The organism is Micromonospora sp. WMMD712, assembly GCF_029581295.1.
In the GTDB taxonomy this organism is placed as follows: domain Bacteria; phylum Actinomycetota; class Actinomycetes; order Mycobacteriales; family Micromonosporaceae; genus Micromonospora; species Micromonospora carbonacea.
Genome location: NZ_CP120743.1, coordinates 5314257 through 5339477 on the forward strand (window position 1 = coordinate 5314257; position 25221 = coordinate 5339477).

At 71.0% G+C, this 25221-nt stretch carries 29 protein-coding genes; all 29 read left to right on the top strand.

The window, feature by feature from the left end; all coding sequences use genetic code 11:
• The first annotated feature begins 191 nt into the window (after nt 1-191).
• Nucleotides 192-1067, top strand: coding sequence for a replication-relaxation family protein (locus O7633_RS23110; protein WP_282323922.1), 876 nt, complete (start codon nt 192-194; stop codon nt 1065-1067).
• Nucleotides 1068-1484: 417 nt separating this feature from the next.
• A complete protein-coding gene (locus O7633_RS23115; protein WP_282323923.1) occupies nt 1485-2201 on the top strand; it encodes a hypothetical protein in 717 nt (238 codons plus the stop codon).
• A gap of 29 nt (nt 2202-2230) precedes the next feature.
• The gene (locus tag O7633_RS23120; protein ID WP_282323924.1) at nt 2231-2656 is read left to right on the top strand and encodes a hypothetical protein; all 426 of its coding nucleotides are present in this window, start codon (nt 2231-2233) and stop codon (nt 2654-2656) included.
• A gap of 335 nt (nt 2657-2991) precedes the next feature.
• Complete coding sequence (locus O7633_RS23125; protein ID WP_282323925.1) at nt 2992-4113, top strand: hypothetical protein; 1122 nt, start codon at nt 2992-2994, stop codon at nt 4111-4113.
• Nucleotides 4110-4454, top strand: a complete 345-nt coding sequence (locus O7633_RS23130; protein ID WP_282323926.1) for a hypothetical protein — start codon at nt 4110-4112, stop codon at nt 4452-4454. The genes O7633_RS23125 and O7633_RS23130 overlap by 4 nt, the downstream gene beginning before the upstream one ends.
• A gap of 152 nt (nt 4455-4606) precedes the next feature.
• A complete protein-coding gene (locus O7633_RS23135; RefSeq protein WP_282323927.1) occupies nt 4607-5074 on the top strand; it encodes a hypothetical protein in 468 nt (155 codons plus the stop codon).
• Nucleotides 5075-5246: 172 nt separating this feature from the next.
• A complete protein-coding gene (locus O7633_RS23140; RefSeq protein WP_282323928.1) occupies nt 5247-5591 on the top strand; it encodes an Lsr2 family protein in 345 nt (114 codons plus the stop codon).
• Nucleotides 5592-5626: 35 nt separating this feature from the next.
• Nucleotides 5627-6028, top strand: coding sequence for a hypothetical protein (locus tag O7633_RS23145; RefSeq protein ID WP_282323929.1), 402 nt, complete (start codon nt 5627-5629; stop codon nt 6026-6028).
• Nucleotides 6028-6207 carry a hypothetical protein gene (locus O7633_RS23150; RefSeq protein ID WP_282323930.1) on the top strand — a complete coding sequence of 60 codons (180 nt, stop codon included), beginning with the start codon at nt 6028-6030 and terminating at the stop codon, nt 6205-6207. The genes O7633_RS23145 and O7633_RS23150 overlap by 1 nt, the downstream gene beginning before the upstream one ends.
• Nucleotides 6194-6586, top strand: coding sequence for a hypothetical protein (locus O7633_RS23155; RefSeq protein WP_282323931.1), 393 nt, complete (start codon nt 6194-6196; stop codon nt 6584-6586). The genes O7633_RS23150 and O7633_RS23155 overlap by 14 nt, the downstream gene beginning before the upstream one ends.
• A 142-nt stretch (nt 6587-6728) precedes the next feature.
• Entirely contained in the window at nt 6729-7646 is a 918-nt protein-coding gene (locus O7633_RS23160) for a hypothetical protein (RefSeq protein WP_282323932.1), read from the top strand.
• Between the two features lie 94 nt (nt 7647-7740).
• Nucleotides 7741-8418 (top strand): GGDEF domain-containing protein, encoded by a 678-nt coding sequence (locus O7633_RS23165; protein ID WP_282323933.1) that lies wholly within the window; start codon nt 7741-7743, stop codon nt 8416-8418.
• A gap of 67 nt (nt 8419-8485) precedes the next feature.
• Complete coding sequence (locus tag O7633_RS23170; RefSeq protein WP_282323934.1) at nt 8486-9103, top strand: hypothetical protein; 618 nt, start codon at nt 8486-8488, stop codon at nt 9101-9103.
• Nucleotides 9104-9318: 215 nt separating this feature from the next.
• Complete coding sequence (locus tag O7633_RS23175; RefSeq protein ID WP_282323935.1) at nt 9319-9720, top strand: hypothetical protein; 402 nt, start codon at nt 9319-9321, stop codon at nt 9718-9720.
• 102 nt (nt 9721-9822) lie between these two features.
• A complete protein-coding gene (locus O7633_RS23180; protein WP_282323936.1) occupies nt 9823-10737 on the top strand; it encodes an IS5 family transposase in 915 nt (304 codons plus the stop codon).
• A 45-nt stretch (nt 10738-10782) separates the two neighbouring features.
• Complete coding sequence (locus O7633_RS23185) at nt 10783-11823, top strand: hypothetical protein (protein WP_282323937.1); 1041 nt, start codon at nt 10783-10785, stop codon at nt 11821-11823.
• A 99-nt stretch (nt 11824-11922) separates the two neighbouring features.
• The gene (locus O7633_RS23190) at nt 11923-12474 is read left to right on the top strand and encodes a hypothetical protein (RefSeq protein ID WP_278131543.1); all 552 of its coding nucleotides are present in this window, start codon (nt 11923-11925) and stop codon (nt 12472-12474) included.
• Entirely contained in the window at nt 12471-13559 is a 1089-nt protein-coding gene (locus O7633_RS23195) for a M23 family metallopeptidase (RefSeq protein WP_278131544.1), read from the top strand. The genes O7633_RS23190 and O7633_RS23195 overlap by 4 nt, the downstream gene beginning before the upstream one ends.
• A gap of 101 nt (nt 13560-13660) precedes the next feature.
• Nucleotides 13661-14332, top strand: coding sequence for a hypothetical protein (locus O7633_RS23200; protein WP_278131546.1), 672 nt, complete (start codon nt 13661-13663; stop codon nt 14330-14332).
• Nucleotides 14333-14400: 68 nt separating this feature from the next.
• On the top strand, nt 14401-15492 hold the full coding sequence (locus O7633_RS23205; protein ID WP_278131548.1) for a DUF4314 domain-containing protein: 1092 nt from the start codon (nt 14401-14403) through the stop codon (nt 15490-15492).
• Between the two features lie 458 nt (nt 15493-15950).
• On the top strand, nt 15951-17057 hold the full coding sequence (locus O7633_RS23210; RefSeq protein WP_278136321.1) for an AAA family ATPase: 1107 nt from the start codon (nt 15951-15953) through the stop codon (nt 17055-17057).
• A 10-nt stretch (nt 17058-17067) separates the two neighbouring features.
• On the top strand, nt 17068-18705 hold the full coding sequence (locus tag O7633_RS23215) for a VWA domain-containing protein (protein ID WP_282323938.1): 1638 nt from the start codon (nt 17068-17070) through the stop codon (nt 18703-18705).
• A gap of 103 nt (nt 18706-18808) precedes the next feature.
• Entirely contained in the window at nt 18809-18982 is a 174-nt protein-coding gene (locus tag O7633_RS23220; protein WP_278131551.1) for a hypothetical protein, read from the top strand.
• Nucleotides 18979-19923 carry an HAD domain-containing protein gene (locus O7633_RS23225; protein ID WP_278131552.1) on the top strand — a complete coding sequence of 315 codons (945 nt, stop codon included), beginning with the start codon at nt 18979-18981 and terminating at the stop codon, nt 19921-19923. The genes O7633_RS23220 and O7633_RS23225 overlap by 4 nt, the downstream gene beginning before the upstream one ends.
• Nucleotides 19924-20248: 325 nt before the next feature.
• Nucleotides 20249-21292 (top strand): YncE family protein, encoded by a 1044-nt coding sequence (locus O7633_RS23230; RefSeq protein WP_278131554.1) that lies wholly within the window; start codon nt 20249-20251, stop codon nt 21290-21292.
• A gap of 73 nt (nt 21293-21365) precedes the next feature.
• Nucleotides 21366-22043: a hypothetical protein gene (locus tag O7633_RS23235; protein WP_278131556.1), complete on the top strand. Its 678-nt coding sequence runs from the start codon at nt 21366-21368 to the stop codon at nt 22041-22043.
• A complete protein-coding gene (locus O7633_RS23240) occupies nt 22036-23142 on the top strand; it encodes a crosslink repair DNA glycosylase YcaQ family protein (protein WP_278131558.1) in 1107 nt (368 codons plus the stop codon). The genes O7633_RS23235 and O7633_RS23240 overlap by 8 nt, the downstream gene beginning before the upstream one ends.
• Complete coding sequence (locus tag O7633_RS23245) at nt 23139-24374, top strand: MFS transporter (RefSeq protein ID WP_278131561.1); 1236 nt, start codon at nt 23139-23141, stop codon at nt 24372-24374. Before O7633_RS23240 ends, O7633_RS23245 begins: the two co-directional genes overlap by 4 nt.
• Nucleotides 24375-24389: 15 nt before the next feature.
• Nucleotides 24390-25034: a TIGR02466 family protein gene (locus O7633_RS23250; protein WP_278131563.1), complete on the top strand. Its 645-nt coding sequence runs from the start codon at nt 24390-24392 to the stop codon at nt 25032-25034.
• Nucleotides 25035-25221 lie beyond the last annotated feature (187 nt).

Here is a 25221-nt window from a genome sequence, read left to right on the forward strand (position 1 = left end):
CGGCACCCGGCTCGCCGGGCGGCTCGCCATCCGGCTCGCGGCCGGTGACCGCCCGACACTGACAGCACAGTGCTGACCTGCGCTGTCAGTGCCGCACACGGCCCCTGACAGACCCCGCGCACCCGCCTGCCTCCCGCCAGACACCCCTCCCGATCGGGAGGGGCACCCCATCCTGCCCAGGAGCAAACATCATGTACTCCCGCGTTCCCTCCGCCTCCAGCAAACCCGACCCCCTCGCGGTCTTCGGCCGCATCGTCCCCCGCGACCACGCCCTCCTCGCGCTGCTCGCCGAGCACTACCTGCTGTCCACCGACCAGATCACCCACGCCTTCTTCGACAACCGCCGCACCGCCCAACGCCGACTCACGATCCTGCACCGCCTCGACGTGCTGCACCGCTTCGCCCGCAGCGGCACCCACGGCCGCTACGGATCCCTGCTCTACACCCTCGGACCCGTCGGCCTGCAACTACACCCGACCAGCTACCACGACCCGAACGGCCACGGCGGCAAGGCACCACGCAGCTCCCTGGAACGCGCCAAGCGCATCGCCGCCAGCGGCCAGGTCAACCACCTCCTCGGCGTCAACCAGTTCTTCACCGACCTGATCGCCACCGCCCGCCACACCGACAACGTCCGGCTGTCGCGGTGGTGGTCCGAACAGCACGCCACCACCGTCTACGCCCAAGCCGGCATCCGCCCCGACGGCCACGGCGTCTGGACCGTCGGCGACACCTCCACCGGCTTCTTCCTCGAACATGACAACGACACCGAGAACCTCGCCCGGGTCGTGGCCAAGCTGCGCGGCTACGAACGCCTCACCACCTTCGGCCCCCGCTACCCCGTCCTGTTCTGGGTACCCAGCCGACGCCGCGAAACCAGCCTCCTCAACGTGCTCGCCGGACTGCACACCACCAGCCCGATCGCCACCGCCGTCCACGGCCCCGACCCCGCCGGCCGTGTCTGGACCCTCGCCTCGAACCCCACCCACCGCAGATACCTGCACGAACTGCCCTGCGACCACGGCCCCGACACCGCCACCAACCCCCAGCGCTTCGACGACCACTGACCCCATCCGGCTGTCAGACCCTGCCCGAGAACAAGATCATCTGTGAGGGGCACGGAGACTCACACCGGGCATGCCGACGAGGGCCCGCAACGGGCCGGAACCGATCACAGCGCAGGTCAGCCCCGCTACCGGCTGATCACCTAGCCGGACCGGCCTGACAGAACAGCCCGCTACCGTTCACGGCACAACAGCACCCCTACATCTCCACCCCGGTTCGGTCCCACCTCGGAACCACCGCCGCACCCACCGGTGCGCTCCGCTCACCCGCCCTGTCCGGGCCGGTCGGCGCCGCGCCGCGCGGCGACCCCCAGGTCGCACCCACCACCCCGCACCACACCACTTTCCCCGCCGACCCGCGTACCCAGCGGGCCGGTCATCTCCGCGCGCCCTGACGCGCCCACTCCAAGGAGGACATCCATGGGTAAGACCCCCCGCAAGGGCACCCCCACGCCGGCTGTCACGCCGACAGCCACGATCCGCACCATGATCCTCTGCATCCCGGACGAGCTGCCCCGCGAGGCGCTGACCGCGCACCAGCTCGACCGCAACTTCGGCGTCCGGGGCACCCTGTCGCCCCGGTTCTGGGCCAACCCCGACCTGCGACTGTGGCACCACCGGCAGATCATCAGCCTCCGCAAGGGCCGCCCGACCTGCTGCGCCGGCGGGCCGGTGCGGCTGCTCGACCTCGACGGCATGCGCCAGGCCGCCGGCATCGGCGCGGCCATCCGCCACCAGGTGTTCAGCCAGGCCGTGCACGGCACCCGCAACGCCACCCCCTGGCACGTCTACGAGGCCCGCCACCTGGCCGACCCGCACGCGTACCCGTGGAAGACGGCCGTGGCGGACTTCCACCACCAGCCCCGGGTCAACGCGATCCGCATGCACAACGCCGCCACCCACGGCGCCGGACGGATCGCCCTCGACGAGCTGGAGATGTACCAGGCCAGCTGCGTGGCCTACCAGCACCACAGCGCCCTGACCGCAGTCACCGGCGACGCGTTCATCACCGCCGACGGCGCGAAGGTGGCCCCGGCCAGCGACGCCATGGCCGACCGGGTGACCTACCTCGAACAGGCCAACCGCCTGCTCACCACCATCGACCCCGACCAGCGACTGCTCGCAGTCGCGCTCTGACCCGAAACCGACAGGAAGGAGCCCTCCTGATGGGTCGCGTCATGTTACTGCTCGACGAGGTCGAGCAACTCGCCGACGCATGCGTCCGCGCCCAGCGCCGCGAGGCACCCCCTGCGGCGCCACCGGCGCTGCGGCTGTCCCACGACGAGTTCAGCCGGATCTACCTGACCGGCAACAGCATCCACACCGAAGAGCAGCACCGCCTACGCCCCGTCACCTACAGCCTGCTGGGCTGGCAGGACACCCCTGTGCTGGCCGGCGAACTCACCGGCGAGCACCACCGGCGGCCGCGCCCGGGCCGCCTCGGGGACATCCCCCTGCACCAGCCGGACCGCGACCTGCTCCACCTCATCCAGTGCGGCGTCGACGCCGGCTGGCACACCTTCGTCATCGACTACGTCGACGACACCGTCATCCCCGGTGTCGGCCGAGGCCGCTTCCACACCCCTCACTGACACTTCCTGGAACCAGCGGTCAAGCAGCCGCCATCCCGCACACACGCCGTCGGTCAAGCGGCCGCATCACCCTGGCCCCATCACCACCTCGACGGCAAGGCCAGCCCGTTGGCACTCCCGATGCCCACACCTGAGGCACCACCTGATTAAACCCGCCGGCCGCCCACGGCAGGGGCACCGGCCGCGCCACCGGCTGGCGACACGGCCGCTTATCCCTCTTCCACGACCGCGACGACATCGCCCGGCAGGCCACCAGTACCTCGATCGCGCCCACAGAGCCCACGGCGAGCCATCCCGGTTCGCCGTCATCATCGTGTCCGAAAGGACGAAACGCCATGATCCGAATTCCGATCTGCCCCGTCTGCGCCGAGCCGGTGGCAGACCAGCCCGCCCAGGGCTGGACCAGCGCCTACCGCAGCCGCAACTGGTGGTGGCACCTCACCGACAACACCCCCATCTGCCACGGCACCGACGGCAGGCGCTCGCAGGCGGTGTTCGTCGAGGACGGCTTCCCTGCCGACAGCCAGGCCAGTGTCTGGCTCGAGGCGACGAGCGAGTTGTTCACGATCGGCGGCCCCTACGACCCCGCCCGCCTGGGCAGCGCCGTCACCGCCGCCGAGTACCTGTACCGCTGGCTGCACACCGCCACCGGACCGTTCAGCGCCCTGATGGCCCTGCCCGCGCCCTCCGCCGTCGCGTTCCTGGTCGGGCACCTGCACCGCACCAACCGGCTGCTCGCCCGAATCCACGCGCAGGTCGGCTCCTACATCCTCGGTCAGGTCCGCGAGCCGCAGTTCACCGGCCTCACCGATGACAGCGACCTTCACGGCGAGGTCATCGACACGGCCGACGACATCCACGCGTGGCTCCAGGACGCCGCCGACGCCTGCGCCCAGGCGGCGCGCACGGCCGGTGTCGCCTGGTCCGGCACCCGCAAGCTCACCGCCCTGACCACGGCTACCCCCGGCGGGCAGGCGGACCACGACGTCCCCGCCACGGACACCGATCACGAGCCGACGACCGCGCACGTCGCACCCGAGCCGTCTGACACGGAGGCCTCGCCCGCGCACCTGGCCGCGCTGATCGGTGCGGCCTTCGGAGACGAGGCCAGCTTCGGCCCGGAGCTGACCCGCACCGCGACCAGGATCCTCGGCACCCTCACCATCTACCTGTCGAACTGCCTCGGCCCCGCCCGGCCCGCCGCCATCGCGACGCCCCAGGACCTCGCCGACCTGACCACCTCACTGACCCACCTGACCCACAGCTTCCACACCAGCCTGCGACAGGCCGCCGAGCACGCCGCACCCCACGACACCACGGGAGGCGACACCACACACCTCGCGGCGCTGCACGCGGCGCTGACCCAGGCCAGCGACGCGCTGCGCCACGCCGCGCAGAACCTCGGCAAGGCCTCGTACCACGCCGTCGGCCTCGACCTGCCGCAGGACCAGCCGTGACCGACCAGCGCGGGGAAGACAACGCCACCACGCCCCCGCCCAACGGACGGCGGATCGAGCGCACCTTCGGCGAGCACCGGCAGGGCTACGACCTCACCGAGATCCGCCGAAGCAGTGCCGGCGCCCTCCTGCGGGTCCGGATCCACCGCGACGCCTACCAACACCAGAGCTACGCGCTCGTCGAGGTCTTCACCCCCGCGATGAGCTGGACCGCGCTGACGAGCGAACCGGCATCGGGGTGGCACGCCGCGACGCCGTACCGCAGCAGCGGCCCGGTGCCGTTGGAAAGCCTCGCCGACCGGCTCTTCGCGCGGGCCGACGCGATCCTCCGCGCCCAGTAACAGCTCACAGGGTGCATCGCCCACAGCCGCCGCTGGGGGCCCTGTCCGCACCAATGCAACGGCCGACGCCCGGCCGAACACGCGCGATCCGCGCCCGGGCACGGCCGCACGGCCGTGCCCGGGGACGTCTCCGAAGAGAGGACCCCGCACCGATGTCCGAAGCCCGTTCCCGGTCATCGCCGCAGCCGGCATGCCATCCGGATGGTGACCTCACCGCCTGGCCAGAGCAGCGGTACGCCTGCGACTGCGGCGAGGAACTCCGGGCGGCCCGGATGGGCCCGAGGATCAACGACTGGATCTACGAGACCCTGTCCGGGCAGCGCTACCGCGACGACCGGCCGCAGCTGCTACGTGACGACCCCGCCCGGTGGTGGCGGGAGCTGCGCCGCCGCATGGCCGATGGTGACATGCGCGCCACCCAGCTCTACAGCACCGTGACCGCCGCCGAGAACCTCGGCCTCACCCCGTGGTGGCACTACCACCACCCGGTGACGACACTGACCGCCTCACCTGCCCGGCGGCCGCCGTTCTGCTGCGGGTCCCCGATGTGGGTCAGCCCCGACGGGTGGGCCTGCCGCGTCACCGGACGCCTCTTCCCCTACCTGCCCGCAGCGCACTGATCCCGCTCTGACAACGCGGCGAACTCACCACGTCCTCATCGACGGTGCGGGGACAGCACCGACACCCGCCAGCGCCGTCGCCTGAGACGCCCTACCTACCTGATGACCGCTGCCCCGACGCCGTGCCCGGCGTCGGGGCCATCGCCATACCCACCGCAAGGAGAACCCTGAGATGGCAACCAGGACGACCGTCGTCGTCACCGACGACTTGGACCACAGCACCGACAACGTCGGCACCTACCGCTTCGCCCTCGACGGCGTGGAGTACGAGATCGACCTCGCCGCGCACAACCTGGCGCGCCTGCGGGAGGCACTCGCCCCGTACGTGGCGGCCGGACGCCGGCTGCCGAAGCGCCCCGCGGCCCGCCGCAACCCCGGAGCCCGCGACGGACGTAGCGCCGACGCGGAGGTCCGCGAGTTCTGGGCCGCCCACCAGCAGCGGCTGGGGCTGCCTCCGTACCGCAGGCACGGCCCGATTCCCCAAACGGTCCGCGACGCCCACCGCGACAACCACTGACCCACCCCTTCTACCGCACGGGAGACCCAAAGCACATGCGAGTCATCACTGCGTCGCCGCGACCGGCCGGCGAGTTCCTCACCATCCCCGTAGCCGAGAGCACCGCCGGCGAGTCGGTGGTCGTCACCTGGTGCCGGGAGATCGCCACCGACATCGCCGCCTCCGTCGGTGCCACCGTCGACAGCGCCGAGTACCTGCTGCGGCTACACCCGCACGGCTACGCACCCCACTCGCTGTACTGCTCCTTCCTCGTCGCCGGCCATACGTTGGCCGTCTGGGTGTTGTGGGACGACCTGTGGCGCGAGCCCGGATTCGGCCTTGCCGTCGACGGCCAGCCGGTGCCCCTGGATGCGACGAGCACGGCCCGGCCCGCAGCCGTCATCGCCCACGCCGCCTGGCAGGCCATCCTCGCCAACGGCGATCCGGGGAGGCGCTGATGGGCCGCCGGGACGCGATCCTCGTCCGCGCTTGCGCCGGAACCCGCCTGGCACGGCCCCTGCCGCGCGCCACCATCGCCGGCTACCGCCTCGGCCGGCAGGTGACCGGCGAATCCGACTGCCACTCGGTGGCCAAGCTGGCGAACGGGTCAGGGGCGGCGATTGATGCCCGCTGTTGACTACGAGCCGCCACGGGGCAGCACGGCCGTGTTCTCCGGCCGGTGGCTGCGCTACGAGCCGGTCCCCGGCTTTCACCGCTACTACGAGGGTTATCGCGGCACCGTTGTCGGCTGGTGGAACGGAACCTGCGAGTTCACCCTCGACCACGAGGCCGTGACCGCGCTCGTCCAGACGTTCGCCGCGATGGCCAACTACGTGGGCGGTGACTGGCGCACCGTCGACTTCGACGGGCACGTCCTCACCATCGCCCGGCCGGTGTCCCTCGGCGGCGGCGTCCATCTCGCGCGTCCCGTCGATGGCCGCTACCGGATCGGCTGGGGCCTGCCGTGGCGGCCCGTCGACCCCAGCCGCTGCGACCGGATCTTCGGCCAGCCATAGACCGCCGCCCGCCCGCGCGGGTCCGTGGCCCGCCATGCGTCGACGGCGTCCCGAGATCCGGTCACCGCACTTGATCACGAGGCGCCGTCGAAGCGTGCATCAACGCACGCCACCCCAACCAGGTCGACCACTAGGAGGACGGATGGACAACGAACCGGAGCAGAACACGAACCCGACCGCGCTCGACAAGGTGACCGCCGCTCTGGCGGCACTCGGACAGGACACGGCCGCCGCGATCGCGCAGCGAGCCGGCGTGGGGTACTCGACGGCCACCAAGCGGCTGCGCGTGCTGGAGGAAGCCGGCCAAGCCGAAACGTTCCGCGCCGACGACGGCCGCACCCTCTGGCGGCAGCCGGCGAGCACGGCCGGCAGCGTCGACACGCCGGCCACCGCGACCGACGACCCGCCCCACACCCTCGAACCAGACCGCGCCCCGCACGGGAACCCCGAGCAGTCGGGCGGTACCCCCGCACCGGCAGCGGACACGGACACGGACACCATGGTCGCGGCGGAACCGGGGGACGAGTCAACCGGCAACCCGCCAGACGAGGTACGCCGGCCGGCGCCGGAGGTCGCCGCGGATCCACCGGCCCCGCAGGACATGTCCCCTCCGCCGGGCGGCGGCCTGAGCGAGGCGCGCGCGCCCGACCTTGCCGGCGAGGGCGGCGAGTCTGTGACGACGGTCAGCGTCGAGCACTCGGCCGCTGTCGAGGCAGGTGAGGTGAAGCCCGGACGCGACCTCGACCCGGCGAGCGCCCGTGACCACTTACCGGCGGGTGGTCAGGCCGAGGACCCGGACCCGACGGCGGGGGCACAGGCGCGCCGGTCGAAGGGGAGCCTGCGCGGGGCCATCCGCGACGTCCTCGAAGCTCACCCCGACCAGACGTTCAAGACCAGCCAGCTGTGCAAGGCCATCGACGCCGCCAACGAGGGCAGCGGCTCGGCCAAGGCCAGCGCGGGCGCGGTCGTCAACGCCGTGCACAAGCTCGTCGCCGCCGGCATCGCAGTTCAGGTCGCCGACCGGCCGGCGACCTTCCAACTCGCGCCCACCAGCGACTAGCCGGCGCCCACATCCCTGGTAGCCCGGGGTGGGCGTCGAACTTGGCGGCTCACGCCCACCCCGGTGCTCCTTCAGTGACAAGGAGCGATGTCAATTGTCTCACCTGCACTCCTACCTCACCGCGGCCGGCGGAGTCCTCGCCGGTCTCGCCGCCGCGGCGGCCCTACTCGCCTGGCAGCGGCGGATCCTCCACCGGCAGCGGTACATGCTGGCCGCCGTCGAACGCGACCGGTCCCACTGGCGCCACCTGGCTACGCACCACGAGACCACCGACCTGCCGAACCGGCGCGCCCTGCTCGCCCACCTCGAAGCCATCTTCTCCCTCGGGGAACCGCTCGGGTTCGTGCTGATCGACCTCGACCGGTTCAAGGAGGTCAACGACACCTACGGCCACGAGTACGGCAACGACCTGCTGTACGAGGTCGGTCGCCGCCTCGAAACTCTCGGGCCGCCGGTGGTCCTGGCCGCGCACCTGTCCGGCGACGAGTTCGCCCTCCTCGTCGACGGGGACCGGGCGGACGTCGAGGCCGCCGCCCACGCGGCCCACCACCGCATCAGCGGCGCCCCGTTCGACATCGCGGGTCAACAGGTGACGGTCACCGCCAGCGTCGGCCACGCCCTCGCCGAGCCGGACATGCTGCCCCGCGACCTTATGCAGGCCGCGGACCAGGCCATGTACCTGGCCAAACGCACCCGCAGCGGCACCCACGGCCACGACCCGAACCACGACACACCCCCGGGCCTCATCACCCGCTACCGCGACCTGCGGTAGCACCCAGCGCCGCTCTTAACGCAAGCGTTCCCTCCTCAAGCCCCGCAGGCCGCCCGGCCTGCGGGGCTTGCCGTCGCTCAAGGAGCTCATCACCGTGCTGTCCTTCAACGCCGTGCACACCCTGACCGGATGCCTCCTGGACGTCGAGGCACGCGCCGACCAGCTCGGCTGGGGCCGCCCACCGCTGCTGCTGCTCATCCAGGACCGACCCGCACCCTCCGCCACCAGCGGCACCCGACGCGAGCTACGCGCCGCGCACCTCCCGCTCAACGACGTCCGCATGAGCCGTTACCGCGCCGGCCTCACCGACTTCCTCCCGGACCTCGCCGCCACACTCGCCGCCGGCACACACATCAGGCGGCCCACCCTGGCCGCCTGCGTCGACATCGACCTGATCACGGAGTTGCTCGCGGAACCCACCCTTGGACTCCGGCTCCTGGCCTGGGCCGTCTGCTACGAGGACGTGCTCGTCGAGTCCGCCGAACCCCACGAGATCCGGCGTGTCGACGCGGTCGACGCCGACCACCGCGGCTACCAGGTCACCCGGCTGCGCGGCGAACAGCACCCGATCGTGTTCATCGACGAACGCCTCGACAACGCGGCAGCCGCCCAGTCCGGGCTGGCACGCCTCGTCGAAGCCACCAGCCGTCCCGACCCGCCCTCGCCGCCGCAAGGAATGGCCTGAGCACGGAGCGCCGACACGACGCCCACCCGGAAGAGCACCCCGGTAGGCCCTGCTCCCACCGTGCAGACCGCATCACCACAGGCAGGCGACTTGACCTTGCCCGAGAGATAAGCGTCGATCGTCGTGGTCATCGCCGAGCCGGTCATCAGGCACAACACCACCGACCCGACCCGGCGATGCCCCCCTGCCCGAGAACCCGACGGAAGGTCACCCGCATGTTCGACCGGAGCCGGTCCCGCCCCTCCCAGCGGGCCCTCGTGCCCAGCGACGTCACCGACCCCCTGCTGTGGCGGCTGGCCGTCGACGTCCTCACCGCCCACCAACCCGGACCCGACAACCGCTGCGCCAACCTGCAGTGCGCCAACCAGGTCGGCCCGTGCCCGGCCGCCAGGCAGGCACAACAGGCGATGCGCGCCGCGCGAACCCGGATGACGAAGCCGCCCCTGCCGCAGCCGGCCATCGCCCACGCACCAGGCCCGCAGCGGCCCGCGCGCGACCGCGGCGGGTTCGTCGGCTGGTTCACCACCGGCCTCGCCGCCACGACCACCCACCTGCGCGCGCGGATCCCACAGCGACTACCACGCCGGGTCCCCGGCGCGACCCTGGCCGTCGCCTAGGCCGTGTTTCGTAGCGGTTGATGGCGTGGCGGTGGTCGCTAATGGGAGAGGTCTCCGGTAGTTGGTTCAGCGACCAAGCTAGAACTTCACACCGGAGACCTCGTGCCGAGCGTAGCGGCAGCGAGGCGACATGACCTGACCGACGTGCAGTGGGCGGTACTCGAGCCGCTGCTGCCTGCGGGAACGGGTCATGCTCGGCCGCGCAGATGGACCATGAGACTGATCATCGACGGGATCCGGTGGCGGGTCCGGACCGGATCACCATGGCGGGACGTGCCCGCGTACTACCCGCCGTGGCAGACCCTGTACCGGTGGTTTCGGCGCTGGCAGCGCGACGGCGTCTGGGCGCAGATCCTCACTTCGTTGCAGGCCCTGGCGGACGCGGCGGGGTTGATCGGCTGGACGGTGAGCGTGGACTCGACCATCAGCCGCGTCCATCAGCACGCCGCTGGGGCCCGCCGTGACGGGCAGGCGCAGAAGGAGCCGCCCGGTGGTGTGCAGGCCGAACCGTCCGATCACGGGCTCGGTCGATCGAGGGGCGGCTGGACCACGAAGACCCATCTGGCCTGCGAGCAAGGCCGCAAACTGATGGCCATGGTGGTGACCGCCGGACAGCGCGGCGACAGCCCACAGTTCATCCCCGTGCTGGCCAAGATCCGCGTAATGCGTGCCGGTGGCGGCCGGCCCCGGACCCGCCCGGACACCGTGCTGGCCGACAAGGCGTACACGTCCAAAGCCAACCGAGCCCACCTCCGATCCCGCGGCATCCGAGCATGCATCCCGAGCAAGACCGACCAGGATGCACACCGCAAGGCCAAGGGGTCCAAAGGCGGACGCCCGCCCGCCTTCGACCCCGAGGTCTACCGCCTGCGTCACGCCGTGGAGTGCGGCATCAACCAGCTCAAACAACACCGCGCCATGGCCACCAGATACGACAAACTCGCCGTGCGCTACGAAGCCACCCTCACCATCGCCGCCATCAACCAATGGCTTCGCGCCCTACGAAACACGGCCTAGCCCCGGCAGCCGCCGAACACCACCCAACCCCATCAGGAGGACTCCGTGACCTTCCGCGCCGAGACCACCCTCGCCGGCTACGCGGGGGCCGCCGTCGACATGAAGACCCGTATGCACGAGTACTGCGCCAGCATCGACGGCAGCGAGTACACCCGAGCCTTTGTCGAGACCAACTGGGCGGGCCTCGCGCCAACCCACGGCGACGACGAGGCCGCCGCCCACCACAGGCTCACCGACGTGATCAACCGCGCCAGCAGCACGGTATGGGCGCAGGGCGAGGCCTACGTGCTCGCCCCCGCCATGACCGCCATCGTCGCCGCGGCGGCCGAAGCCCTCGACCTCACCGGCGACCTGCTCACCGCCGACGCGGCCCCCACCGACACGGGTGTGCTCTACCTGCCCGAACCGATCTACCACCGCGCCCTGACCGGCCAGGTCAGCGGCATCGCCGCGATCACCTGGGCCACCATCACCTCCCCCCGTGGACGGTCCTGGCTGATCTGCGGCTGGGCCCACCGCGACGACCCCGACGACCCCCACGCCGCCCGCATCCAGGACTACGCCCGCCAGGACCCCACCCTGCTGTCACGACTCGGCCCGTACGTGCTGACGAACCTCGACCTGCTGCCGATCGCGAGACCCGTGCCCGCCGTCGCGCAACCGGACATCGACGAGCCCGACCGCGACTGGGAGTCCGCCCCCGACGGGCGATACGTCATCGCCGACGCCACCGCCCGCACCAGTGTCTGCGCGGCGATCGCCTACGCGTTCTGGCGCATCCAGGCCCAACCCATCAGCGTCGCCGCCCCAGCGCCGCTCGACCGGCCCGCGCGCCGCCGCGCCGCCCGTGCACACGTCGTGCACGACACCCGCGTCGTGATGCTGCGCCGCACCTCCACCCTGACCGAACCCGCCGACGGCCACACCCGATGGCACTACCGGGTCCGGTTCGTCGTGCGCGGCCACTGGCGCCGCCTGATCGACAAGCACGGGCGGGCCTACCGGATCTGGATACACGCCCACCTCAAGGGCCCCGACGACGCGCCGCTGCTGCACGGCGAGAAGGTCGCCGTCCTCGCCCGGTAGCCCAACACCCGCATCTCACCGACCCGACGACCGCGCGGCCCTCGACGGCCAGCGCGGTCGTCGCCGTATCCGCACCCTTACCGACACGAGGAGAAGACCGTGGGAACACCCTGCTACGTCGGAGTCAGCGCCCCCGCCGGCCCGGCCATCGTCCGCGCCCGCTACGTCCACGACGGCTGTCCCTCGTCGCTCATCCCGCAGCTGCGCGGCATCTGGGCCACCGCCACACGCCGCGACACCAACGCCCTCATCGAGGCGGTCCTCGCCCACGACTGGGCCTACCTCCGCTCCGACATCACCCCGGACACGCAATCGTTGCCTGGCCAGCACTCCGTCGCGGGCGTCGGGATGACGCTCGACGACACCGATCCGGAGCCGGCCACCGTCTTCCCCCTCCATCGCGCCGTCGACCTCGGCGCCTCGTGGATCTACCTGATCAACCCCGCCGACGGCACCGTCACCGTGCACAGCGGGGACGGCGACCCGGTCGGCATCCACCGCCTCCAGGACCCGGCAGAGCGGGAGGAGAGACCCGCCCGACGCCCGCACGCGGCTTGCCTCTTCTCGTGGCACGCCGCGTCTGGCGGCCACACCGCCACGCGGGTCCGCCCCAGGCATCGGCTCGGCATGGGCTGCCGGAGGACGGGATGACGCTTCGAGCCCTGGTGTCGCTCGCCGTGGCGGTGGTCGCGGTGGTCATCCTCTGCGCCGGTGGTCTCGGCGGAGTCCTCGGCGGCGGCAGCGCCGCCGGCTGCATCCCCGTGTCTGTCTCACCCGCCGCCGCGCCGTCTACCTTGCCGCCTGCGTCGGCGCCGCCGACGGCGTGGCCGGCGAGCGGCGACTGGGACAGCGACCAGGTCGGCAACGCCGCCACGATCGTCACCACCGGCGCCCGCCTCGCCCTACCGGCTCGCGGGTGGGTGGTCGCGGTGGCGACCGCGATGCAGGAGAGCACCCTGCGGAACCTGTCCGGCGGCGACCGCGACTCGGTGGGCCTGTTCCAGCAGCGCCCCAGCCAAGGCTGGGGCACCCCCGCACAGCTGCAGGACCCCGTCTACGCGTCGGACAAGTTTTACCGCAAGCTGGTCGCGGTCGGCGGCTGGCAGGCGATGCCGCTCACCGAGGCCGCCCAGGCCGTGCAGGTCAGCGCCTACCCCGACGCCTACGCGAAATGGGAGGGACCGGCCACCCGGCTGGTCACCGCGATCGCCGACACCACCGGCCTACCCACCGACGGCCTGGCCGGGTGCGGGGCCGCAGGCCCGTGGACGCAGCCGGTCCTCGCCCCTGTCGGGTCGGGGTTCCGCAGCGCAGACCGGCCCGGCCATGACGGCGTCGACCTCAGCGCCCCGCGCGGCACCCTCATCCGCGCCGCGTCCGCCGGGACCGTCCGCACCGTGCGCTGCGACGCCGTCCACGCCGACACCGGCGCCGAATGGGGCTGCGACCGCGACGGCGACCCCGTCCTCACGCGCGGCTGCGGCTGGTACGTCGACATCGACCACCCAGGCGGCCTGCTCACCCGCTACTGCCACATGGACCAACCCCCGATGGTGACGCTCGGGCAGCCGGTCGCCGCCGGCCAGCCCATCGGCCTGGTCGGCTCCACCGGCCACAGCTCCGGCCCGCACCTGCACTACGAGGTGCACCACCACGCCGATGCCGGCCCGAACGGCGCGATCGACCCGGTGCCCTTCATGGCCGCGCAGAACGCCCCGCTCCGCACCAGGCCCTGACGCGACGCCCACCGGCCCATGGCCACCCAGCTCGGCGGCCATCCCCGGCAGGGGCGACCGCCACAACCCCCTATCCACACACCCCTGAGGAGGAAAGGCACGTGAGTACACCCGTACTGATCGGCGTTGCCGCGTTCCGCGGCAGGTACACCGCCCGCCGCATCCAGTTCGGCGAGGAGCCGCAGGTCCTGGTGCCGCTGCTGCGACGGATCTGGACCGACACGTTCGGCCGCAGCACCGACGCCATGGCCGCCGCGCTGCTGGCCCACGACTGGTGGAGCCTCGCCGTCAACCCCAAGCCGCGGCGATGGGACCGGCATCCGCCCGTACCGGGACTGGGCTACCCGGCCGTCACCGAGGACGGCAGGACTCGCCGGGGCTCGCTGCGGGAGGACCTCGACGGGGACTGCGAGTGGCTGTACCTGCTGCACCTCGACCAACGGCGGCTGGTGGTGTACGAGGCGACGGTCCACGGCCGCTGGCTGCGGCACAGCGCCCACCACCTCGACCCGGTCGAGGACCTGTTCGTCACTACACCCGCCCTCGACGACGGCGGACCGGAGATGACGGTGTGCACCGTGTGCGGCGCGGTCGACGAGATCGACCACGTCGAAGTGCCGTCCATGGCCGGCTACGGCCACGACACCTCCACCAGCTGCACCCGCTGCGGCTCCTCGCTCGCCACCGACCCGATGTTCGGCGACCACCTCGTCCGCAAGCCCTGGCCACCCCACACCCCCACGACGGGCGACGCGACGGACCGCACCCGATAAACCCACTCGCCCGACGCGGCCCACACCGACCCGGCTACGGCCCGTCCCTGCACCGATCGGAGAACACCATGATCTACCAGCCCGGCCAGCGCGTCACCCTGGTGCACACCAGCGACCCGCACACCCTGTTGCGGCCCGGCGACACCGGCACCGTCCGCCGCCACGACCAGCGGCACAACACCGTCGAGGTCATCTGGGACAGCGGCTCGACCCTGTCGATGTGCCTCGACACCGGCGACCGCATCGAGCACACCACCACCCCGGAGCCGACCGGCGGGCTGGTCGGCGAGGCCACCGGATGGGCCACCGCGCTGCGGCGGATGCGCGCCGCCGGTGCCGAGGCCGGCCGCACCGCCGCCGACCGGTGGGCCCAGCACACCATCGGCCCCCGGGCCGGCGGCGACACCCGCCTGGCCGCCCGTCGGATCCTGGCCGGCATCGGCGACGGCGATCCCGCCGTCCTCGACGCCCTACCCCACGTCACCTGGGCGGGGGAGTCGGTCGACACCAGCGGATGGGAGCTGTTCGCCGACGCCACCGGCGACGTCTCCGGCTGGTTCGGGCTGCGCGTCCAGGAGCGTGACGAGGCGATGGGCGTCTACCGCGACGGGTTCGACACCGCCGCTACCGACCGCGTCGCCGAACTGTGCCGTCTCGCGGCCAGCCCCACCGGCCGCGACCTCTCGCACCTGCACCCCGACCGGGTCCGTATCGGCGGCGTCGGCGTGTTCTCCGGCGAGTGGGCGCGCACCGTCGGCCCGGACGGCGACGACCGTATCGCGGTGGGGTTCGTGGGCACCCTGATCGACCACTGGAACGGGTGGGCCGTGTTCTCCTGCACCCGCCCGGTGGCCGAGGCGATCGTCGCCGACCAGCGGCGGCACCGCGACCAGCACCGCCACAGCCTGCGCGAGCAAGGCGTACCGGAGAACGACCTGGACCGGCGGGTCGACGAGGCCCTGGCCGACCTGGCCTTCGACGGCGACGTCATCGTCGCCGACCAGCGTGTCCTGTCCAACGACCCGCAAGCCATCGACCGCATCACCCCGGACGACGACGGCCGGTACGTGATGATGGGCTACATCTGGTGCTGGGAGGCCGTCGACCCGTACGCATGCGACCAGGTCGTCGGCGACCTGCCCTGCCCCGACCAGGCGTAGGACGCGGACCCGACCACGCCGCACCGACACCGGCACGACCACCGCAGACAGGCCACCGGCAAGGAACCGAGCCACCTCGCTCGGGTCGGACGCCGGCTTGCGAGTTCCGATTCCGGACGCGCCTTCCCGCCCGGTAGGTGCTTGACCTGAACACCGCTCCGCGTAGCCGAGCACGGCTACGCGCGCTCTTCCCGCCCGCAGTGGCCCACCAACGCCGCCGCGCACCCCGGGAAGGGGCGCGCGGCGGCGTCAATCGCCAAGGAGCACCTCATGCCACACCCGAGCACGCCCGCCCGCCGGTCGCTGACCGGCCACCAGCCGGCACCGCAACTACCCGCAGACGACTTGATCACCTGCCGGACCGCGGGTATCGGTTGCACCCCGACCGTAGCCATCGTCGGAGGTGCCCGGTGACCTCGCCCGCTCGACCCGCCAAGCCCAAGGCCAAGCCCCGCCCCATGTTCGGGCCGGTCTTGGCCCTGCTCGCGGCCGAACCACACCGCGCCTTCTCCATCAGCGACCTCGGCAGGCACCTGCCCGGCCGGTCCTCGGGGGCGATCGGCTCCGTGCTGAACCGCCTCGTCGACCGTGGCTGGGCGACGATGTCCGGCGGGTCGCCACGCCGCTACACCATTACCGCCGAGGGCATCGACGCGTTCGCCGCCGGAGCCGGTGCCAGCCGCGCCCCCTCGACCACCGCCACCACCGGCACGCCTCCGGCACCTGCCACCCCGGTGCCTGCCCCGACCGGCCCGGTCCCGCCGCGTCCCGGCGCCGTCCTACGGCCCAACGGGGTCTGGTACCTGCCCCGGCAACTCGGCGAAGACACCGACGTACGGGTGCTGCGCCGGCTGCGACGCGACAACATCCCGGTCCTGCTCTACGGACCGCCCGGCACCGGGAAGACCAGCCTCATCGAGGCCGCCTACACCGACGCGATCACCGTCGCCGGCCACGGCGACACCACCGTCGAAGACCTCGTCGGCAACTACGTGCCACTACCCGACGGCGGCTTCGAGTTCACCTACGGCCCCCTCATCACCGCCATGCGTCAAGGACGCGCCCTGTTCATCGACGACGCCACCCTCATCCCACCCCGCGTCCTGGCCGCCCTCTACCCGGCCATGGACGGCCGGGGGACGGTCACCATCGCCGCGCACCACAACGAGATCGTGACCGCCGCCGCCGGGTTCTTCGTCTGCGCCGGCCACAACCCCGGCGTCCACGGCGCGATCCTCACCGAGGCCCTCGCTTCCCGCTTCGCCGTGCACATCGAGGTCACCACCGACTTCGACCTCGCCCGGTCCCTCGGCGTCCCGAACGGCGCCATCGACGCGGCGATCGCCCTCAACCAGCGGATGCGCAAGCACGAGATCGACTGGGCACCGCAGCTGCGTGAACTGCTCGCGTTCAAGCGCGTCGCCGCGAGCCTCGGGCTGCCCGCCGCCGTGGCCAACCTCGCGGCGGTCGCACCCGAACCCGATCGCCCAGCCGTCGTCGAAGCCCTCCAACGGGCCTATCGCGGCACCACCATCACGCCCCTCACCCTCGGCAAGCAGAAGTGAGGAAACCGTCATGACCAGCGTCTCCGCGCACCTGAGCACCTCCGGGCCCAGTCCAGCCACTACGACTCCACCCCCGGCGGCGTCACCCTGGGATCCGTGGTCGGCAGCTTGGACGAAGCAGGCCGCCCGGATCACCGGACGGGCCGACGCCCACGTCACCGTCACCCCGGCCGCCGGCGGCCCACCCGGCTTCAGCTACCCCGCCACCGCGCAGATCCACATTGACGCCGACCTTGTCGCTGACCCGACGATCGCCGACCCCCGCCGACCCGCCCACCGGTCGAAGGCCCCTGTCGCCTACGGGGTTCTGCTGCACGAGTGCGCCCACGTCATCCACTCCACGTGGAATCCGCCGCCCGGCGTGCCCCCCGTCGTTCGGGAGGCCGCGCTCCTACTGGAGGAATCCCGCGTCGAACGGCGCTATCGCGACACCCGACCCCGCGACCGACGGTGGCTACGCCGCGCCATCACCAGCATCATCGACCCCACCGACACCCCCACCGACACCACGTGGAGCGCCGCCTACGCCGCCGGACTGCTCCTCGCCCGCGTCGACGCGAAGATCCTCTACCCCGCCGACGTCCGCACACCGCGACGCCTGATCACCAAGGTTCTCGGCCGCAAGCTCCTCAAGGGGTTACGCGACATCTGGCGGGAAGCCCAGACCGTCGTCGACACCGACACCACACGGATGATCGACCTCGGCGAACGATGGTGCCGCCTACTCGGCATCGACCCCACCACCAGCCCTGGCCTACCCGCCGACGACGCGGCCACCAGCACGATCGCGGCGGCCATCGCCGCCGCCCTCGACGCCATCCTGCACAACCCCGCCGACACGCCCGACCCCCGGCGCGGCGGGCCCCGGACCGACGTGCCCGGCATCCACGTCGACACCGACGTGCCGATCACCTGGACCGAACGCGACCCCGCAGACGCCGAACGCCACGCCGCCAACCGACTCACCACCCTGCTACGCCGCGCCCGCCACCGCGAACCCGCCCGCACCCGCGAACCCAGCACCGCACCGCCCGGACGACTGCGCACCCGCGCCGCGGTCACCCTCGCCGCCCAACGCGCAGCCGGCGCCATCCCCACCGCCCAGCCCTGGCAACGCACCGTCCGCCGCCCGGTCCCCGACCCCGAACTGACCGTCGGCATCCTCATCGACGCGTCCGGGTCGATGACCGACTTCGCGAAACCCATGTCCTCGGCGGCGTGGATCGTCGCCCAAGCCGCCACCCGCGCCGGAGCCACCACCGCCACCCTCGCCTACGGCGACCGGATCACCGTGCTCATCCCACCCGGCCGCCGTCCCGTGAAGGTCCGCGACATGCGAGCCGACGCCGGCACCGAACGGTTCGTCGAAGCCTGCGCCGAAGCCGACCGGCTCCTACACCTGTCCGCCCCCGGCACCGCACGGCTACTCGTCGTCGTCTCCGACGGCCACTACGTCAACCCCGACGAAGCCCAGGCCACCATCACCCGACTCCACCACACCGGCTGCGCCGTCCTGTGGCTCGCACCAGCCAACGAAAGCTGGCCACCCCGGGTGTACGACCACACCACCACCATCACCGTCGACGACCCCACCACCTGCGTCAACCTCATTGGCCACGCCGCCATCGACGCCCTGAACGGGGCCTGAATCCGGCGGGAATCGGCTCCCGCCCACGCGCCGGGAGCCGATCCCCGCCGGCCCACAAGGTCCGCCGCTGGATCCCCCCGCACGCTTCGAAACGGAGAGCAGCATGCCCGACAGCACGACGACCCTTCCCGATGTGGATCCTCGCAACCGCGACAACCTCGTCGGCTTCTTCACCGACCGACAGGCCGCTGCGATGTGGCGCCTATCCCCGTCGGGACACCACACCCGGCGGGCGGTCCTGCCGATGGACCGAGCTGGCGGAATCGAGGCCCGATGAACCCGACGCGCACCGCAGCCGACCAGGCGCGGCCGGTGGTCGCCATCGACGTCGACGGCGTCCTCAACCCCGACCACCCGCCCACCGCACGCCACCTCGGCTACCACCGGCACCACTACGACGGCCCCGACCCCACCGGCCGGCACGTCTGCGGCGAGGTGTGGCTGCACCCCGACCACGGCACCTGGCTCACCGAACTCGCCCGCCGCACAGACCTCGTCTGGTGCACCAGTTGGGGCACGATCGCCGCCACCTGGATCGCACCCCGCCTCGGCCTCCCCACCGACCTGCCCGTCATCGACACCGGACCGGGCGGCATACGCTTCGGCCGCCAACTCAAACTCGCCGCCCTGTACCACGCCATCGGCGAACGCCCCGTGGCCGTGCTCGACGACGAATTCGGCGGCCGGGACCACGCCGAGGCCGACGACCGCACCGCCCGAGGCACCAACACGCTGCTGGTCCCCGTCAACAGCATCACCGGCCTGCAACGCGAGCACATCGACCAGATCACCCGCTGGCTCGACCAGACGACCACCGACGGTGGACTGCCCCAGGTTCCAGGCGGCGCCCTGCCCTGCCCGACAGCACCTGATGAAGACGATGCCTCACCAGACGAGGGCTGGAACCTCAGCGTCGGCGACCCGGTGCTGCGCAAGTCCCGACTGCTGTCCCGCCAGTGCGCTACGTGCATCTTCCGCCCCGGCAACCCGATGCACCTGACCGAAGGGCGCCTGCGCGATCTGGTGGCCGAGGCGCGGCAGAACGAGTCGTTCGTCGTCTGCCACGACACCCTGCCCTACCACCGGGATGCAGATGTCAAGCCCGCTATCTGCCGGGGATTCGCCGACCGCTATTCCACCCAGGCCCTCCAGGTAATCGAACGGCTCTTCGGATTCATCGAGGTCGACCCGCCCGGCGAGGACCCGACGAACGGCTGAGAACACCGGACTGCGTCACCGAGCGCTGATCCGATCGGCAAGGTATACCGGCGGCGTCCGTGCATGGGCTGAGCGGAGAGACGCTCAGGCCATGCACGGCGCTTCGAGTAGGAGACGGGTTTATCGAAAGCTTGAGACAGAGCAGAAGCGGTCGGTCTTGACCGACAACGACAGACCCCCGTTCGTGTCGGCCGGGGTCTCACCGTGGCATGAGCAGACACCCAGGATACGCGACCTGAGAACTCTTCGTGACCCCTTGATTACTCTCGTGGCCTCTCCTAGGGTCGGTTCAACATGTCGACGCTAGACACTTGGAGGTTTAGTGGTGCGAAATGTGCAGTTCTTCTCGACCGACACCGACGACGGTGTCGTCTCGGTCGTCGCGAAGACCGGACCGGGCGAGCACCGGACGGTCAAGCAGATCCGGGTCGGCAACGCGCCGCGTGGGGGCGTGAAGTTCACGGCTAGCGGGCGTGGCTTCGTCTGCAACACCAGCCAGAACACCATTTCCGAGATTGACGCGGTCGCGCTGCGCGAGGTGCGTCGCATCGAGGTCGGCTTCGCGCCGCGGGGCCTGGGCATCGTGCCTGGTGAAAAGTACGCGCTGGTGAGCAACTCCGGATCGAACAGCCTGTCGATCGTGGACCTGGAGCTCAACGTCGAGCTAACCCAGATTCCGATGGGTCGCGACCCGCGCCACATGATGATCACCAAGGATGGCGCCTACGCGTACGTGTGCGTCTGGGGCGACGGCTACGTCAGCAAGATCGACATCAGCGGTCTGTCCCAGGGAGCCGTCGAGTCGGTGCGCGAGGTCGAGCAGATTCCGGTGGACGTGGAGGCGCACCCCTACAGCCTCAACATCGACCCAAGCGGCTCGCGGGTGTTCGTGGCGAACACGCAGGCGACCTACTGCACCGTGATCGACGTAACCACCGACGAAGTGCACCGCGTCGACCTCGGGCACATCGGCGGCCGGGCGGTGGCGTTCAGCACCGACGGCAAGTACGCGCTGGTCACCGTGGAGACGGTGAGCCGCATCTACGTCATCGACGTGGAGACGCTGCAGGTGACCCGCCACATCCCCGTCGGCCCCGGCCCTCGTGGCGTGGTCGTGGACCACCAGGACTTCACCGTCTACTGCAGCAACTTCGCGAGGGCGTACCACCGCGACCCCGAGGGGCCGGACTACGGGCCGAACACGCTGACGATGGTGGACCTCAAGACCGCCCCGCTGGACCGGCAGGAGGGCGAGTTCGCCTACGAGGAGATCCACGTCGGGTACGGGCCGTGCAGCGTCACGATGTTCGACCTCGACACGATCTCCGAGCAGGAACGGCAGCGACGGCTGGACTACGTCGAAGCCTGATCCACCCCGCGCCCGCTTCGATGCCACCTGCATCGGGGCGGGCGCGACGCTGCCCGCACAAGAGGAAGAGAACATGGTCGAAGTCGCGTTCACACAGGTCCAACCATGGGCGCTGGTTCCGCAGCCGCACCGGGTGGACCGCAAAGCCGCCCGCGACGAGCGTGACCTCTACCAGGACCACTTCCGCTACAAACGAATCACCCGGCTGCCAGTGGAGTGCCCCCCGTGGGTTCTCGGCCAGGAACTCGGCTGGATGATCCGCTCGCCGGTCACCATGCGGATGACGCCGGTAGAAGACATCGACTTCAGCATGCCCGAGGAAGAGGACCTTCGCCCCGTCGCCTCCAAGATCGGCCGCAGCGAGTTGTGGCGACGCGGCACCGACTGGATCGCCACCCGCGACACGGATTGGCTGCGCTTCCATGATTTCCAAACGTCCGCCGGCTGGGAGAGCATGTTTCTACCCAACGGGTACGGCACAGTCGAATGGCGGCTGGGCTGGAGCGTGCGCGTGCCGGACCGCTACTTCGTACTGGTCATCGGCGGGCCGATAGCGGAACTGGAGGTGCCGGTCGGGGTGATACCGGCGAAGACTGTCAACGCCATGACCAGCCAGGGCGGGTTCTCCATCGCCGTTGCCCCGCGGCACCCGGTCAGCATCCGCCGCGGCGATCCGATCGCCCGGCTGGTGCTGCTGCACCCCGACTCACTACAAGCGGCCGTCGCCGCACCGGAGGCATCGGATGCTTGAGATCAGCCAGGCCGAGGCCCGCGTCGTCGCCGTCGCGGCGCAAGGGCTGCACCTCGCGCATCCGCACACTGACGCTACGGCGGTGTTGAGGGCCCGTGCGACGATCCAACTGGACACCATCCAGGTGGTCCGGCGCTCCCATGAACTGGTGCTGCTCGCCCGCGGCGTCGCCGACCAAGCTGCACAAAGCTTCCTCGACGAGCGGGCCACACCAACGCAGTTCGAGTACTGGGGGCACGCCGCCAGTGTGCTGCCGTTGGAACTGTGGCCGTACTTCGCCCTACGCCGTCGCCGATTCCAGGCCGGCGGATGGAGCGGACCTGCCGTTGACCCGGCCGCCTGCGACGCCGTCCGCGCCGCCGTCACCGCCAGCGGCGGCATGACCGTCACCGATCTCGGCGGCGCGAAGGGAAGCGGCTGGTACCGCAGCGCCCCGGCCAAGTGGGCCGCCGAATGGCTGCTGGCCACCGGCGAATTCGTGTGCGTCGCCCGACGCCGATTCAGCCGCCTCTACCAACCCGTCGCCGATGTGCTGCCCGCGTCACTACAGCACGACCCCGACGACGCCACCTGCCTCCACTACCTCACCGGTCTCGCGCTACGGGCCCTCGGCATCGGCACCGCCGACGACATCGCCGATTACTTCCGGCTGCCCAAATCCGCCGTCACCGCCGCCCTGCGCGACATACCCGACGCCGAGCCGGTAGCTGTGCAGGGTTGGACCGAACCGGCGTGGATCACCTCCGCAGCCCGGCAGCAGATACCGCTGGACGACGACGCGTGCACGCCGCTGTCGCCGTTCGACTCCCTGATCTGGCACCGACCCCGAGCCCGTCGCCTCTTCGGCGTGGACTACGTCCTCGAGGCATACAAGCCCGCAGCACAGCGAGAGTGCGGCTACTTCGGCATGCCCGTACTTGCCGGCACCGACATCATCGGCCGGATCGCCCTACGCGCCAGCAAAGGCACCGCCCACTTGGAAGGGCAGCAGCTCATAGACGGCCACGATCCCGACCGGCTGCGGCACGCCGCCCACACCGCCGCCGCATGGGCCAGCGCCCGCCTCAGCGAACCAGCGACCGCAGGCAGCAGCCGATGACCCGCCCCGGATACCTCGCCACGCTACGGCTGCCCGGCATTCCTCCCGTCCTGGCCGCAGGCACCCTCGGCCGGCTCGCCTACGGCATCGTGCCGTTCTCCACCGTCGTAGCGTTCTCCACCGCCCACGGATTCCTCGCCGCAGGCATCGCCTCAGCCGGGCTGATGTCCGCCATCGCGTTCCTAGCCCCCCTGCGCGGCAGACTCACCGACCGCCACGGTCCGCGCGTCCTGCCCCTCATGGCTGCCGTGCACGTGCTCCTAGTGGTCACGACAGTGCTGATGATCGACACCGCTGCGTGGCCCGCTGCGATCGCAACGATCACCCTCGCCGGTGCCACCGCCCCACCGATCGGCGCCACGGTACGCACCTGCTGGTCCCGACTGGTCAAGGACAAGGACCAACTTCAGCAGATCCACGCGCTCGACTCCATCGTCGAGGAGATGACCTTCGTCGTGGCGCCCCTGGTTACCGCGCTCGCGCTCGGCGCGATCTCACCACGGTGGGTGCTGCCACTCGGTGCTCTTCTGCTGATTCCCGCCACACTCGGCATTGCCCTGTTCGCCGGCACTAGCACAACCCCGACCGCAGCCGCCGAAGCCAGCGACGGCCGCGCCAGGTCCCGCCGGTCGGTGATGCGTCTGGCCGACGGACAGGGCATCGTCATTCCCATCCTCGCCCTCGGCGCCGTCGGCGGCGGTCTCGGCGTGCTCCTTCCCGCACTCGCCAAGGCCTCCGGCGACATAGCCACCTCCGGATACGGATTCGCCGCCTACTCCCTCGGCGGCGTCATCGCGGGCCTCGTCTACGGGCGGCTGCGATGGAACCTGCCGCTGCGCCGCAAGTACGGCGTCATCACCGCCTGCTACACACTCGGAGTAGCACTACTCATTCCCACTGCCTCGACGGTGCTGACCCTGCCCGCCATCTTCCTTGCCGGCGCGGCCATGACACCCATGTTCGTCGTGGGCTATCTCCTAGTCGACGAACGCATCCACCCCGGTCAACTCACCGAAGCCAACGCCTGGCTCGGCTCCGGCTACAACATCGGATCCGCCGCCGGTGCCGCCCTGTGCGGCCTGCTCGTCACCACTCTCACCCCGACCGCCGTCGCCGCCGTCTTCGCCCTCATCGCTGCCCTCGGCACCCTCGGCACCCTCCGCATCACCCGACAGCCCACCCCACCCCACACCTCCTCACCGCAACCAGCAACGGCACAACCCGCCGCATGAACCAGGAGGACACCCGTGACGGCAACCCACCAGCACGACGACCTCGCCGACGCCATCCCGACTTCACCGGCGGTGATCGCCCAGACCTTCGCCACCCCAGTAGCTCGGATCCCCCGCCCCTACGCAGAGATCATCAACGGACAACTCGCCGAACTGGTACTGGCCAAGGCCGACACCACCGGCAACCAGTACACCTACAAGACCGAGACCCTGTCCGACCTCATGCAGTGGGACAACCCAACCGTTGAAGCCCTCAGCGCCTGGGTGCTGCAGATAGCCAAACAGTTCGTTCAGACGCTCGGCCGCCAGCAACGACCCGACCTGCCCGACTTCGAAGTCGTCGTGGGCAGCAGTTGGGCCAGCATCTACCGCACGGGCGACCAGCACGAGGCCCACTTCCACCCCAACACCGCACTCACCGCCATCTACTACGTCCAAGCACCCGACGCGTGCGAGCTGGACCTGATCGACCCACGCGCACACGTCGACTACTATGACCCCGGCATCACCATCGCCGGCGAAGGCAGCCGTGTCCGGCTACGGTGCAGGCCCGGCGAGCTACTGCTGTTTCCCGGCTGGGTCAAGCACGCGGTACCCGAATTCACCGGAGACGGCCTGCGCATCTCGATCTCCTGGAACCTCGGCTACAAGATAAAGTAGCTCGACCTTCGTGTATCACGGACAGTGAACATACCGGCGGAGCCAGTAGTGAGTTGGGCAGCCAGTCAAGTCCTCGCATCTACTCGTCCTCGATCGCAGGCGGTCCGGACGGCGGTAGCGCCGTCAAGAAGGACCCCGGCCCTGCGCATGGATTGCCATCAAGCTCGCCCGAACTCCACGATCGCAC